The following is a 13,316-nucleotide window of genomic DNA, read 5'->3' as shown; positions in this document are numbered from 1 at the left end:
GGGCGGCTGTCGTAAACCGTGCCCGGCTTGCCGGTCACGGCCCTCCGGGCTTCCATCCTCACGCCTGCGGCCATCCTTGGCCTGCGCGCTCCGCTTGCCGTTTGGTGTCAAACCCCTTGTTTATAGGGCTTGTAACGTAGTTTTTGGAATGTAACATTGGCGTTGTTACATTCCAGGAAATGCGTTACAGCAATTGTCTTAGAAGTCGAGTCGCTTCACTTCGTCAAAGATTTTTTGGGCAAGCTTGACCTGAGATGGTTAAGACATTCTTCGACAATTTCTGTAATCTGGCCCGATCATAGCCCCCAAGGAACACCCCCCCCATGTCTCGTCTTGCAGAATTCCGCCGCCTTGAACTCCAGCTTGCTCAGCAGCTCGCAGAATTGGAAGCGATGAAAAATGACGGTGCAATCCAGGCTGAAATGGAGTTTGAAAACAAACTCCGTGCCCTGCTTGGTGAGTACGGTTTCAGCCTGCGTGAGGTGATCAGCATTCTTGATCCTCAAGCTCGCGCTCGTGCCGCTGCTCCAGTCTCTCCAGAGAAAGCGACTCGTAAGCCACGTGAAGTTAAGACTTACAAGAACCCGCACAACGGCGAAGTGATCCAGACCAAGGGCGGTAACCATGCCATCCTCAAAACCTGGAAAGCCGAGCATGGCGCCGAGACTGTGGAGTCGTGGCGTCAGTAATCTCCGCACCTTTAGCGGAATGGCTGCGATCCGCAGCCTAAGTGTCCGGCGACAAAACCTCTGTGAGGAAAAGACCTCTTTAACGACAACCTAAATCTCGTCGTGGAGAGCCGGAGACCCCGAGCAGTACCTTATGAACCGCCCCTGTTGGCGGTTTTTTTTTCGCCTGGAATTCAAGTAGATCGCGACCGGGTCGAGCGTCTGGACAGCCAATCTTCTTCGTCTACCTTACTCATCGAACCTTTTGCCGTTTTGGATGTGAGTAGAGATTGCGTAAGGGCGTTAAGCTTATCTAGCCTGCGGGAAGCGTTTAAATACTAGGATCTACGGCTCATTCAACGGCACGCTAAATAGCTAGGCCATACCCAACCCCCCATGCTTTGACCCAGGCGTTAAGCGGCTATCGTTCACATTGGAAATCACTGCGTGATTACGGAGATTTCGAGACCACGACCCCAAAGGACGTTATTGTGCCGGCGAGGTGATTGCCTGGTACCCCGACCAGAAGATCATTCAGATGCGTGGATAGATAGTCTCAGCCACAAAGATGAGAAGGAGAACTATTCATCTCAAAAATTTTTCCTTAAGCCTAAAGAGTTAAACGATTCAGCCGATAAGCATAGACTGGTGTGTAGGACAGAGGTTTATATGAAGTTTCGTGATATTAAAATAGGGCCGCGTGCGGCGCTTATTTTTGCAATTATTGTCGCTGTGGTTGTTATGATGGGGCTACTTTCTGCTAATAAGTTGGAGAGGCTTCGTCAAGCAGAGCAAGATGTTGAAACAAATTGGATGGCCAGCATTCGGCTAGCTGGGCTTATAAACTCAAGCGTTCTTAGGCTAAGGTTGGAAAGTCTTCGAGCAACTACTACGAATGATCCTGTAGTTCGTGATCAGACAGTGAAAACTTTTCCGGACTATCGGCGGGAATTCACAAGCCTCATAAGAAAATATGAGTCTGTGGTAGCGAGTCCTGAAGAGCAGTCACTGTACGATAAGGTCAGGGCGAGCGCTGATCGTTATGAAGGTTTCCTGAACCAGTTAGAGCCAATGCTCCTCTCTGGTGACAATGCGGCTGCTTCTGCGTTGATTAGTTCGACTATCCGCCCCCTTACCAATAGTCTCGTTGATCAAATTTCTGATTTGATGGATTATAATGATCAAGGAGCAAAAGCAGCGGGGGTGTTAACAGGTGAAATCTATCATAGCGGATTAGTCACAATCTATGGTCTGCTTTTGGCCGTGGTGACGCTTACAATTGTTTTGGGTTACATGCTGGTGCGAAGTGTGACTCAGCCTCTGGACGAAGCGCTTTCAATTGCCAAGGTTATCGCGAATAAGGATCTATCGCAGACTTTCAAGGTTTCAGGTCGAGACGAGGCAGCTGCGATGCTGGCTGCTATCTCTCAAATGCAAAATAACTTAAAAGACACATTGACCCATATTTCCGATAGCTCAACGCAACTTGCTTCGGCTGCTGAAGAAATGGCGGCGGTCACTGAAGAAAGTAGTCGAGGGTTGGTCAAGCAAAACGATGAAGTCAACCAAGCTGCCACCGCTGTCAATGAGATGAGTGCCGCAGTTGATGAAGTGGCCGTCAATGCTGCGGAAGCCGCTGATGCATCCGGGCGAGCTCAACAACTCACCAAATCTGGGCTCGAAAATGTTAAGAGAACTTTAGGAGCTATACAAGCGCTATCCTCCTATGTTGAGTCTACGGGTGAGCAGATCCAAACGCTTTCTTCGCGAGCTCAAGACATCAGTAAAGTCATCGAAGTGATTAGAGCCATCGCTGAACAAACCAACTTACTGGCGTTGAATGCCGCAATTGAGGCCGCAAGGGCTGGGGAGCAAGGTAGAGGCTTTGCAGTAGTTGCAGATGAGGTTAGGGCTCTGGCCCATCGTACTCAACAATCCACTCAAGAAATTGAGCAAATGATTGGCTCTATCCAGGACGATTCGCTTCAGGCTGTTAAGGCTATGGTCGAAAGTCAGAAAATGGCTGATGAATCTACCTCTGTAGCACAGCTGGCTAGTGAGTCGCTAGAGGAAATATCCCAGTCAATCACTATGATCAACGAACGTAATATTTTGATTGCGACTGCTTCAGAAGAGCAGGCGCAGGTGGCACGAGAGATTGATCGAAACCTCACAAGTATTCGTGATTTGTCTACTCAAAGCGCAGCGGGTGCGAGCCAGACGGCGAGTGCTAGCGGGGAAGTGTCCAGCCTTGCTGTCGGCTTAAATCGTGTAGTCCAGGACTTCAGGCTTTAAGCTCTAGGTCTATATTTGTTTTTGGATTTATTTTAGCAGGGATGCTTTTTTATAATTTCGCGCAGGGGTGCAGGTGTAAGTATGGTTTGTGGTTCTGTTTTCTTGTGCGTTGTCATGTGTTGCTTTGGGGGATTTTCCAAGTTGTAAGCTCTGTTTGGGGTGCCAAGGTGTGCCGAAACTAATTCTTCTAACTTTGTAACCTGCCAGGGCTTTGGCAGAAATATAGCGAGATCAGGTAGAGACTTGATTTCAAACTCGTAGTATCCACTCATGACAATAATTTTGGCATCAGGGTGTTCCTCGTTGGTAATCCAGGCAATGTCCACTCCGGTGAGCGAGCCGGGCATCTGCACATCAGTGAGCACTAAGCGCCAGCCTGGTTTTCTTAGCTGCTCACGGGCTTCATCGGCAGTGCTTACGGCTGTAACCGCAGCACCCCAATCTTCCATCAGTAGTGTCAGTAACTCCCGAAGCGTTGGTTCGTCCTCCACAATGAGGACGTTAGGGCGGTGTATCTCCTCTACTGGAAGAAAGTCTTTCATACTAGCACTCGAACATATAGCTACGGTTACAAAAATCTGAATCCACTTGCCGCTTCAACGTATCGTGGACAGCTCGTCACGCATACGACATGTGAACTGTACAAAAAATTCACTTGATCATCAGGGGGCAATACAGCACTGATCGGTGGAAGTGCTCGCTATTCTCCTGGATGATTGGCGTGGCTTCAAGAACTGCTGCGGGGTTATGGCAAAGCCTGGACTTCAGTTTTCCTGACTATATGATCAAGTTGGCGAGTTCAATTCCGTTCGTATCTGGATAGCCGGTCGGCTATGGCTTTTATAGCGCGATAGCACAAGCTTATTCAGTTATGCAGGTGACACAGGCATCGACCCTAGCCGCTATGCGGATAGCGATGTGCTCTCAACTCACACTGAAGGCCTGACTTCCTACATGATGCGTCCTGATGGAAGCGGTAAGCCGCTGACAGCGGGTGATGTGAGGCAGCGCTTTGCCAACGTCACACGAGGTACTGATCTGATCTTGGTAGGTAGGCCCGAACAAATTGCTGATCGAGTCGAGGAGCGTGCTCGCATCTCGGGCACCAGTGGCTACATGCTTAACCCGCTCACAAGCCCTGGCACGCTTGAGGATTTCGCCGGGCTGGTCGTGCCAGCGCTCCAAAAACGAGGCCTCTATCGCACTCAGCCGCAAACCGGCACTTTTCGATCTCGACTGAGGACTGACGGCTCTAGTCGGGGCTACCGCCATCCGCCTATGGGGCTTGTTTTCGGGATCGTTGATATGAAAATCCTATGATCGGATAGCCAAGCCTCGGGATGGTCACTACCGGTGTGGCCTACTGAGGAGGCGTTCGACTCGGGGCTAGGGGAATCTATGACACAGGCTCTGTCATCGTGTGTTGCGATGGCCCACCGAACAGCTAATCAAGGAGCCTGAGTGGTTACTCGACCAGCCGCTTCTGGGTAAAAGTCTCCTGGATAGCTCGGTATCCGTCCTGAGATAGCCTTCGCCGGCTGCTTTCACGGCAGGGAGCGTAAGATGTGCGATGAGATCAGAACTACCCATTTGCTTTGATGTCATAATGATGCACAGGGACATCGGCACGTATCCTCGAGCCAGCCCTTCAGGACATCAGTCCAATGCTAAGCAACGACGATTTTCGGTACACCGCTCATAGGCATCTCCTCGAATTGGATGCTTCAAATTCCAGGCTCAGGCACCTAATTTCTCGGGGCGAAATCAACGGTGTCCTCTGGGACGATGCTGTCCAATGGCATCAACACTCATATGAAACCTGGGCCATTTTCTTGAGCCAAAATACTCAGCCTTCGTTGCCATCCTGATCTGCAATCGCGGAGAGATCTTCGATTTTCAGCGGTTCCAATTCACATCAGTCTTCCTCCCCTTGAGGCCAACTGCGCTTCCAGAGGCTCTGGCTGGCGTCTACAAAACCAAGGGCGATTCATGGATCCGTTGGCGCGCCACCCTACCGACCCAATCAAAAACTGACTGGCCGCTCAAGAAAAAGTGGCCTGTGTCGATAATTGCTGATTCAGCACGTGTGGAGCCTAAAATTGTTCAACCGCAAACTCAAAAAAACGCTGCAGGAGCAGAGTGCGGAGCTACATCTGCTACGTCAGCAGGTCGAGCAAATGGACAGAGGGATGCTTTCCATAAGACTTGATGCTCAGTTCCGGATCTGTGCATTCAATCGAATTTTCTTAGAAACTCTGGGGTACTCGAGCGACCATCTGCATGGCCGTCCGCTTTCGGAGATCGTTCCGCCTTACGTCAAAAATCTCCCTTGCTTCCACGCCTTCAATCAAGCTGTGGCGCGATTCGAACCCGTCAATGACGAATATCGCTACCTGCGGGCTGACGGTACTCTTGCATGGTTGAAAATCTACTGGCTTCCTATTCGAAACCAAGACGGGAGCTTGGCTCATGTCCAGGGCTACGGCAGTGAGATCACTCGCACCGTTGAGGAGGCCAAGGAGAACCGGGCTCTGATTGAAGCGCTGGTTAGGTCAACAGCTGTCATTGAATTTAAATTGGATGGCACCGTGATCACGGCGAACAAACAGTTCCTCGATGCCATGGGCTACTCACTGGGCCAGATCGTAGGCAAGCATCATCGCTTGTTCTGTTCGGCGCAAGAAGCGGCATCCGATGAGTACGTAGGTTTCTGGAAGACACTCAACCGTGGTGAATACGTCGCGAATCGCTTCAAGCGAGTCGACGCGCGTGGTAACGATATTTGGCTGGAGGCAACCTACAACCCTGTGCACGACACTGAGGGCAACCTAGCGAAGGTCGTGAAATTTGCGAGTGTGGTTACCGACCAGGTAGCTAGAGAGCAAGAAGTTAAAGATGCCGCCGGTGTTGCTTTTGATGTGTCGCAACGAACGGACTCTAGTGCCGAACACGGCGCCGTCGTGGTAACGCGAACGGTAGGCACGATGCGAAGTATCGCTGAGCAAATGAAGCTCGCAACCGACAGCATCGAGGCACTCGGTAAGCAATCTGCGTTGATCAGCTCAATCGTTCAAACCATTGGCGGTATTGCGTCGCAGACTAACCTTCTTGCCTTGAATGCGGCGATTGAAGCGGCACGTGCCGGAGAGCAGGGACGGGGCTTCGCTGTGGTTGCCGATGAAGTCCGAAAGCTTGCAGGCCATACCAGCTCGGCGACCGAAGAGATTGTGAACGTCGTTCAGCAAAACCAGGAGCTCGCTGATAAGGCCGTCGCCCAGATGTTCAGCAGTCGTGCGAAAGCCGAGGAGGGTTTGGTACTCGCCAACGAGGCGGGCACGGTTATCCTCGAGATTCAAAATGGAGCAAAGCAAGTAGTGGAAGCTGTTGGGCGTTTTGCTAACGAGGTGAAATAGACCTGTATCTCTTACGGTACTGAATTGAGGTGCGCCATCACAGATGGACGGACTGCGAATGTCCATCTGTCATGGCCAGTGCCTGTAAAGTTTTTAGCACTTCACGTCGTTGCCGTGCTGCCTCCTTTGAGTGGATTCGACAGGAGGCCAGCGGAGCGTTTCCCCGCAGGGCTGACCGATCAAACAGAGTCTCCACTCGTACAGGCCGAAGGTTTTTGATTGTTAAAAATCGAGCGTCACCCCTGCATACAGGGCCCGGCCATCGCCTGGCGAGTGTAGCGAGTTTTTAGCGCCATCGGGGTCATACCAAGCGTACTCGTAGTAGCGATTGGTTAGATTTTTCAACTGAAGATCCACGCTCATCGACTCACTCAACTTATAGGTGGCCCCGATGTTCATGAGTACGTAACCACCATAAGTGCCTTGAGTGTTCTCTCTCTCTAGGTAGTAATTGGTTTGTCCGTTTGCCCACGCAGATAGTTGAAGCATCGGGGTAGCATGGTAGCTGATACCAGTATTCCACAGATGATGCGGCACATGGTCGATCTCCCTGCCTTTGCTCTGTGGTAACGCACTGCTGGGCTCAAGGATTTTTGAATACTGCCAGGAGTAGGACATCCACATTTCAGTGCGTTCGTCCGGGCGGAGGTTGACCTGCAGGTCATAGCCCCACCGTCGTGTTTCCCCCACATTATCGGAGTCGCCACTGGGGTCGTTCAGACGTCGGCTGACTTCACCCGATGCATCTTGTTGCCAGTAGGCAACGCGACCGTCCATCCAGCTGACTGGCGTAAACTTGATGCCGGTCTCCCAGCCTTCGTTGATCGATGGATCAAGGTCTTCGTTACGCGGCGGTACCTTATAGGCAGCTGCACCTGTGCCTACTTGGAAAGTGCGGCCCCAGTTCGCATAAAAACTCGCAAACTTCCAGGGGGAGTATACGACACTGAGCTTCGGCTGTTTGATCAGGCCATAGTCGTTAATGTCGTAATCTTGGTCGGTGAGCTTGTTGGTGAAATCGCCGCTGATCTTGTCGACGCGGTAGGCCGGGACAATCTTCAGCGACTCAAAGGGCTCGATTTCGGCCTGCATATAGGCCCCAACGGTATTGAAGTCGAAATCCTGGTCGCGAGTCTGGTTCTGCCGCACCCGGTTGATGGTGTTGTAGCGCTCGCTGCGATTTTCCTGTTTCTGCACATCGCTACCACCCTCTAGAGCGAAGGCGTGCAACCAGTCAACCTCGGGTCGCCAAGTCAAAGAGGTGATAGCGCCGTACTGGGTCTCGTAGGCGTCACGCTCTTGCTGCGAGCTGGTGCTCCAGTATTGCGTCCAGCGGCGGTCATCGAAGGTGTTCACATAGGTCTTGGCTGACCAGGACAGCGTGTCAGCCAGATCAGTGTCGAAGTGCAGGCTGACCTGATTCATACGCCGCGTACCCTTATCCGTGGCGTTATACGGGTTGCTCATGCGAGGGTGATGCCGGGCATTGTCTTCTGTCAGGTATCCAGCCTCATCTGCTTCGGCCTCGTAGTGCCTAGCGATCAATCCCAAGCGATAGCCGTTGTCATCAGGGGTGTAAAACCACTTGCCACCGAAGCTGTAGCGTTCGGTGTCAGCATGGTCTCTATAGCCATCTACCTGTTGTCGAGCGAAGAAGTAGTTCTGCGTCCAGTTGCTGGTCTCGATGCCCTTGGCCATTTGGACTTCACGGGTATTGAAGCTGCCATAGCGCAGTCGTGCCTTGTTGTAGTTACCGCCTATACGAGTATTGATGTTGACGTTGCCAGCGATGTTATTCAGCCCGTAGCGAGCGTCACTGGTGCCACGGACGATCTCTATGCTGTCGATGTCCATGGGGAACACCGAATCGATGAAGGGCATGTTGCCGTCATTCGTGTTGCTCGGGATGCCGTCAATCAGCAGCTTCACTGCGTTAACCTCACCCTCTCCATTGAATCCCCGAAACGAGATTTTTCCGGAGGTGGTGCCTTGGTTGAACTCGGTGAGCATCACGCCAGGTGCCCGGTTGAACAGCTCCCAGCTGTAGGTAACGGGCATTTTTTCAAGGATGTCGCCACCGAGAATGTCGACTGAACTGAGTACGCTGCTGGTGGCCAGGGGGCCAGTGCTAGATCCTGAAATGTTCACGGCACCCAGAGTCAGGGTGGAGCTTTCGGGCGGCAGGGTATCGGCAGTTGCAGTCGAAAGTGGACTGACGGTAAAGGCGCTGGTGATGGCGAGCACGGGCAATATAGCGCGTGCGGAATTGCAATACGCAGGCATGACGTATGTTCCTGGTAAAAGTCGAATACGACCGGACTCGCTCAAACGCGAGCACGTTCTGGATTGAGTGACTGCTTAAACCAGGGGGGAGGCGCGAGGATTTAGACTAGGCCGCTGATGGCGAGGTAGGGGAAGGAGCGGGGTATCGCCTAGAAGTACAGTATCAGGCCAGAAGCGTGGAAACAGATGCTTGAAGTAGTCGCCGGATACACCGGCCTGGCCGGCATGGCAGCAACAGCAGTCCCCACTTTGCACCTTGCCCAGAGCATTATCAGCCAGATCTGTCTGGTCAACCTTAATCTGTGCCAGCAAGGATTTAGGCAAGCTTTCCAGGCCATGAATGCTGCAGAAGCTGCCCAGGATCAGAGACTCATCAACTGGAGCGTTACGCAAACTACGGTCGAGCGGCATCATCAGCAGGTTGAACAACACTGCAAAGCAGGCGAGCAACAGCAGGTGGTTACGGAAGCGCGAGACCATGATCCTTTCCGCTTGGCGAGCGCCGGCATTAAGCCGGAATCAGCGCAACCTGTAAAACCTTTTCATAGGTGCTCGGCGATAAGCGTCACACGCCAAATGTGCTACTCCAGTGTTACTGCGAGCCGCCCAACTCAATCACTGTCGGGGCGTGCAGCCATTTGAGAAATTCACTGAGCTAATCGACGCCACAAAAGCGAGGCTCCTCGCGCCGTCAGCCGAGCAGCTACCTTTCGATCCCGGTTATGGCTTGACGTCTCTAGCCGGAGCCCGTCATCCGCCCGAAGCTACTGAACCCACCAGCCTCCAGTGAGTGGGCGCTTTACGAGGTGATCCCTCATCACGGCCATTGCTAATTTCGCGGGTTCCGCTAACTTATACAAAACCTGTACAAGATTGAGGTGTTGTACATGTATTGCCAGTGGCCTTTGACCCTTTATTTTGACGGTGCCTGCCCATTGTGCGCCAGGGAGGTGGCCTTCCTGCGCAGGCGTTCAACTGCAGCAAAGCTCATCCTGATCGATATCGATGGCGATGACTTCGATCCCATACCTCTTGGCCTGTCGATTGAGCAAATGAGAACGTGCTTGCACGCAAGGTTCGCGAACGATCATTGGGTAACAGGCTTGGACGCTACCCTTTGGAGCTGGCGTGCTGCCGGTGTTGGGATGTGGGCCGCTCCACTGGCTTGGCGTCCGCTACGTCCTTTGCTTTCAGTTCTGTACAGGTTGTTCTGTCGTTTGAGGCCAAGTTTGGCCTGGTTACCCCATCCCGAGGGTAGGCAACGTTGCAAAGGTGAGGAATCCAAATGTCACATTCGCTAGCCGAGCATTATCGTGAAATCCTTGTTGGCGTTGGTGAAAACCCGCAGCGAGAAGGGCTCTTGGATACCCCCCAACGTGCTGCCAAAGCGATGCAATATCTATGCAATGGCTATACCCAGAGCCTAGCTGAGCTAGTCAATGGCGCTTTGTTCGAAAGTCAGAATGATGAGATGGTGGTCGTTCGCGATATTGAGTTGTACTCATTGTGCGAGCATCACATGTTGCCGTTTATTGGGAAAGCGCATGTCGCCTATCTGCCAACAGGACGAGTATTAGGGCTTTCCAAAGTGGCGCGTTTAGTCGATATGTTTGCCCGCCGTTTGCAGATTCAAGAGAATTTGACTAGACAGATTGCGTGTGCCATGCAGGAAGTGACTGATGCGGCAGGTGTTGGCGTCGTTATCGAGGCCAAGCACATGTGCATGATGATGCGAGGTGTAGAAAAGCAGAACTCAGTGATGATTTCATCGGTAATGCTGGGTGAGTTCCGAGACTCCCCGACTACCCGGCACGAATTCCTCAACCTCATTGGGCGACATACCTGAAATATGATCCCTAGCCGCATAGGAAGAACGTGCCCATGAGTGCAGTTTTCAATACGTTATCTTCAAGTCGTTTTAAAGTCCTGGGTTATAGTGGCTTGCTGCCGTTCGTTGGTGTGGCACTGCTGTTTTGTTTAGCGACTGATTACCGAGATTTTCTATCTGTTGCTTTGGTTGGCTATGGGGCTGTGATACTGAGTTTTGTCGGGGCCTTGCATTGGGGTTTCGCTATGACCTTACAGGGATTGTCTGCAAAGGGACGACAGGAGAGGCTCGTGTGGAGTGTTATTCCAGCCCTCATCGGTTGGGTTAGCATGTTGTTACCTGTGTCATGGGGCTGCTTGGTATTAGCTTGTGGTTTCATTGGGCATCTTTGGCAAGATCGTAAATTGGTCAATATTTTGCCTGGGTGGTACTGGCCTATGCGAGTACGTTTAACCATAGTCGCAAGTGTGTGTTTGCTAATTGGTGCACTTGTACTGTATTTTTTTGATTGAGCTCATTATCCCGATGGCAGCGGCTGGGCAACCATTGAGGCGGTACCACCTAGACTAGGTCAGCCCTGTGCGTGACGGCTTTTAGGGCTTTCGGTTATCAGAAGCGCTTGCTAACTAATCGGTCTAGCTCTTGGCGGGTTTTGCAGCCCATCATTGAGTGACCTTTGATGTGCAATTCGGCAGCTCGGGATGATCCAATGCCGAGTATGCTGGAGAAATAATTGGTAAAATTTTTCCTCTTGCAAGGTTGTTTGATTGGATAAAATCTTAACGTGTGACGCCGGGCCCCTCTGACGGTTAATTAGCCGCCATGTCGGAGTCATAGTTGTTGAACTACGACTATATAGGAGGGGCTCATGACTGCCCTAAATGCGTATCTCTCTCAGGATGTCCTGGGCACTGATCTGTGGCTCTGGCTTTCCTTTTTTGCTGTGGTTTTAACTCTGCTAGCGCTTGACTTAGGGGTTCTCCATCGAGGGAATCGAGAGATTGGCGTCAAAGAGAGCTTGCTGCTGTCAGCTGGTTACATCAGCATGGGCCTACTGTTCGCTGTTTGGGTTTACTTCCAGAAAGGCAGCGACGCAAGTATGGACTATGTGACTGGTTTCCTGATTGAGAAGTCCCTGTCGATGGATAACGTATTCGTTATCGCATTAATATTTAGCTTCCTGGCCATCCCTAGAGAGTTTCAGCATAGAGTGCTGTTCTGGGGGATTATGGGAGTCATCGTCTTGAGGGCCATTATGATAGGCCTGGGGGCCGCGCTCATTGCGCAGTTCAGCTGGATACTTTACTTTTTCGGAGCTTTCTTGGTTTTCACTGGGATAAAGATGCTATTCGCTCGTGTGGATCATGCGCCTGATCTGGAGAATAACCGGTTCGTCAAGTATCTCCGTAGTCATTTGCCCATAACCAAGGAATTGCATGGTCAGAATTTCTTGGTGCGGCTGCCCAATGACTCAGGTAAAAAGGTGTTATGGGTAACACCGCTATTTCTTGCTTTGATTCTTATTGAGTGTGCTGACTTGGTCTTCGCTGTTGATAGCGTTCCCGCAATCTTTGCTATCACTCAGGATCCCTTCATTGTCTATACCTCTAACATTTTTGCCATACTCGGATTGCGGGCGCTGTATTTTGCGCTGGCGGCGATGATAAGCCGCTTCGCTTATCTTAAGTATGCCTTGGCCTTGGTGCTTGTCTTCATAGGTACGAAGATTTTCCTTCACGATATCGTGGGCAAGGTGCCCGCAGAGATTTCTCTGAGCGTTACAATTGGTCTTCTGATTGGCGGTGTATTGCTGTCGCTTTGGAAGACAAGAGAGCCCGTCAAGTTTTAACGTACTAGCTTTTATCGTTGCTTTTAGCGAGAGGAAAGCGCGGAAGCGTTATGAATTACAGGAAAATGCAGTAAACCTGTAGATCTTGGATTGGGCGTCCGCCATTACACCGCTTAAGCTTCCGCGTGTAATGGCTGGATGTCTACACTCCTTGAGCACAAGCGCCCTGGCTATTTAGTTTTCAGTTTGCTCTTGCAGTGAAATGCTGAACCCTCGGTCATAGTCATAAGCAGCGGTGCTGAGATGATTCAAATAGAATTGATCGCACCCATCGTTGTCCTTCATCTCGCTCCGTTCTCCCATGCCAAATCATAGCTTTGGTAAACCCAGGAATATCGACTGGCGGCTCTCTCACGACAAGTGTTTCATCCGCTGGAGTCAGCCGCTCTGGTACTACAGCGATCAGATTACAGGTGCTGAGCAACTCAGGGAGTATGAGGAAGCTGGAGACTGAGATGCAGACTCTGCGTCGGCGATTAATTTTTGACAGCGCTTCATCAGTCACTCCGCTGAAAGAACCTCCCGCTGGCGAAACTAGCACATGGTCTAGCTCACAGAAGCGATCAAGTGACAGCGTAGCCGGTTGGGCATCAGGATGGGTTGCACTCATCAGGCAAACGTAGCGTTCATCGAAAAGGCGCTGTGATAACGCTCCTGGCGGGATCATCTCTGGTGTGACTAGGGCTATGTCGATCTCGCCCTGCTCCAATTGAGTTGGCAAGCTGGCTAGGTCTACCGCACGAACTGCAACCCGGATGTTTGGAGCCTGCTTTCGGAGTGCGCTCAGGAAGGGCGCTACGACCGCCCGAAGAGCGTAGTCAGTCGCAGCGACTGTCACGAACATTTTGCTGGTCGTGGGATTGAAGGCCTCTTGTTGCAGCGTAAGCGCTCCATGAACCCCACATTCAAAGCGCTTACCTGATCCCCGATGCTGTGCTCCCGATTTCTTTCTGGAGCCTGCCGACGATGATGCGCCCCGA

At 51.7% G+C, this 13,316-nt stretch carries 11 protein-coding genes and 2 pseudogenes; 9 read left to right on the top strand and 4 right to left on the bottom strand.

Translation table 11 applies throughout. From position 1 onward, the window contains the following. Window positions 1-323 precede the first annotated feature (323 nt). On the top strand, window positions 324-689 hold the full coding sequence (locus AC25MA_RS00065) for a histone-like nucleoid-structuring protein, MvaT/MvaU family (protein WP_197854203.1): 366 nt from the start codon (window positions 324-326) through the stop codon (window positions 687-689). Between the two features lie 648 nt (window positions 690-1,337). Continuing rightward, complete coding sequence (locus AC25MA_RS00060; protein ID WP_021782231.1) at window positions 1,338-2,963, top strand: methyl-accepting chemotaxis protein; 1,626 nt, start codon at window positions 1,338-1,340, stop codon at window positions 2,961-2,963. Window positions 2,964-2,995: 32 nt separating this feature from the next. Here the strand turns inward: AC25MA_RS00060 and AC25MA_RS00055 are convergent, their stop codons facing one another. Beyond that, the gene (locus tag AC25MA_RS00055) at window positions 2,996-3,505 is read right to left on the bottom strand and encodes a response regulator (RefSeq protein ID WP_197854204.1); all 510 of its coding nucleotides are present in this window, start codon (window positions 3,503-3,505) and stop codon (window positions 2,996-2,998) included. Between the two features lie 319 nt (window positions 3,506-3,824). On the opposite strand from AC25MA_RS00055, the pseudogene AC25MA_RS00050 reads away from it, so the two are divergent. The 3 genes and pseudogenes from AC25MA_RS00050 to AC25MA_RS00040 all read left to right on the top strand — a co-directional run. Then, a pseudogene (locus AC25MA_RS00050) lies at window positions 3,825-4,267 on the top strand (LLM class flavin-dependent oxidoreductase); the annotation flags it as partial. Window positions 4,268-5,047: 780 nt separating this feature from the next. After that, window positions 5,048-5,839: pseudogene (locus tag AC25MA_RS00045) on the top strand (PAS domain-containing protein); the annotation flags it as partial. Further along, window positions 5,819-6,376 (top strand): methyl-accepting chemotaxis protein, encoded by a 558-nt coding sequence (locus AC25MA_RS00040; protein WP_392510496.1) that lies wholly within the window; start codon window positions 5,819-5,821, stop codon window positions 6,374-6,376. The pseudogene AC25MA_RS00045 and the gene AC25MA_RS00040, both read left to right, overlap by 21 nt. A gap of 222 nt (window positions 6,377-6,598) precedes the next feature. Here AC25MA_RS00040 and AC25MA_RS00035 read toward each other — a convergent pair whose 3' ends face one another. Both AC25MA_RS00035 and AC25MA_RS00030 read right to left on the bottom strand, forming a co-directional pair. Then, window positions 6,599-8,659 carry a TonB-dependent receptor gene (locus AC25MA_RS00035; RefSeq protein ID WP_486971657.1) on the bottom strand — a complete coding sequence of 687 codons (2,061 nt, stop codon included), beginning with the start codon at window positions 8,657-8,659 and terminating at the stop codon, window positions 6,599-6,601. 75 nt (window positions 8,660-8,734) lie between these two features. Further along, window positions 8,735-9,070 carry a hypothetical protein gene (locus AC25MA_RS00030; protein WP_367237718.1) on the bottom strand — a complete coding sequence of 112 codons (336 nt, stop codon included), beginning with the start codon at window positions 9,068-9,070 and terminating at the stop codon, window positions 8,735-8,737. 476 nt (window positions 9,071-9,546) lie between these two features. On the opposite strand from AC25MA_RS00030, the gene AC25MA_RS00025 reads away from it, so the two are divergent. The 4 genes from AC25MA_RS00025 to AC25MA_RS00010 all read left to right on the top strand — a co-directional run bounded on the left by AC25MA_RS00025 (window position 9,547) and on the right by AC25MA_RS00010 (window position 12,336). Next, a complete protein-coding gene (locus AC25MA_RS00025) occupies window positions 9,547-9,960 on the top strand; it encodes a thiol-disulfide oxidoreductase DCC family protein (RefSeq protein WP_486971656.1) in 414 nt (137 codons plus the stop codon). Beyond that, window positions 9,945-10,505, top strand: a complete 561-nt coding sequence (folE, locus tag AC25MA_RS00020; RefSeq protein WP_028614330.1) for a GTP cyclohydrolase I FolE — start codon at window positions 9,945-9,947, stop codon at window positions 10,503-10,505. Before AC25MA_RS00025 ends, folE begins: the two co-directional genes overlap by 16 nt. A gap of 35 nt (window positions 10,506-10,540) precedes the next feature. Next, window positions 10,541-10,999 carry a DUF3429 domain-containing protein gene (locus tag AC25MA_RS00015; protein WP_486971655.1) on the top strand — a complete coding sequence of 153 codons (459 nt, stop codon included), beginning with the start codon at window positions 10,541-10,543 and terminating at the stop codon, window positions 10,997-10,999. A gap of 356 nt (window positions 11,000-11,355) precedes the next feature. After that, window positions 11,356-12,336: a TerC family protein gene (locus tag AC25MA_RS00010; RefSeq protein ID WP_021782226.1), complete on the top strand. Its 981-nt coding sequence runs from the start codon at window positions 11,356-11,358 to the stop codon at window positions 12,334-12,336. Window positions 12,337-12,559: 223 nt separating this feature from the next. On the opposite strand, the gene AC25MA_RS00005 is transcribed toward AC25MA_RS00010, so the two are convergent. Further along, window positions 12,560-13,316: LysR substrate-binding domain-containing protein (locus AC25MA_RS00005; protein ID WP_486971654.1), on the bottom strand; the 757-nt coding region annotated here is incomplete at its 5' end.

The sequence above is a fragment of the Pseudomonas sp. P65(2024) genome (assembly GCF_057480955.1).
This window is presented reverse-complemented; position numbering and strand designations above follow the sequence as displayed.

Coding starts and splice junctions, on each gene's coding strand:
- AC25MA_RS00065 (WP_197854203.1), top strand. CDS start 324: ATGTCTCGTCTTGCAGAATTCCGCCGCCTTGAACTCCAGCTTGCTCAG.
- AC25MA_RS00060 (WP_021782231.1), top strand. CDS start 1,338: ATGAAGTTTCGTGATATTAAAATAGGGCCGCGTGCGGCGCTTATTTTT.
- AC25MA_RS00055 (WP_197854204.1), bottom strand. CDS start 3,505: ATGAAAGACTTTCTTCCAGTAGAGGAGATACACCGCCCTAACGTCCTC.
- AC25MA_RS00035 (WP_486971657.1), bottom strand. CDS start 8,659: ATGCCTGCGTATTGCAATTCCGCACGCGCTATATTGCCCGTGCTCGCC.
- AC25MA_RS00030 (WP_367237718.1), bottom strand. CDS start 9,070: ATGCCGCTCGACCGTAGTTTGCGTAACGCTCCAGTTGATGAGTCTCTG.
- AC25MA_RS00025 (WP_486971656.1), top strand. CDS start 9,547: ATGTATTGCCAGTGGCCTTTGACCCTTTATTTTGACGGTGCCTGCCCA.
- folE (WP_028614330.1), top strand. CDS start 9,945: ATGTCACATTCGCTAGCCGAGCATTATCGTGAAATCCTTGTTGGCGTT.
- AC25MA_RS00015 (WP_486971655.1), top strand. CDS start 10,541: ATGAGTGCAGTTTTCAATACGTTATCTTCAAGTCGTTTTAAAGTCCTG.
- AC25MA_RS00010 (WP_021782226.1), top strand. CDS start 11,356: ATGACTGCCCTAAATGCGTATCTCTCTCAGGATGTCCTGGGCACTGAT.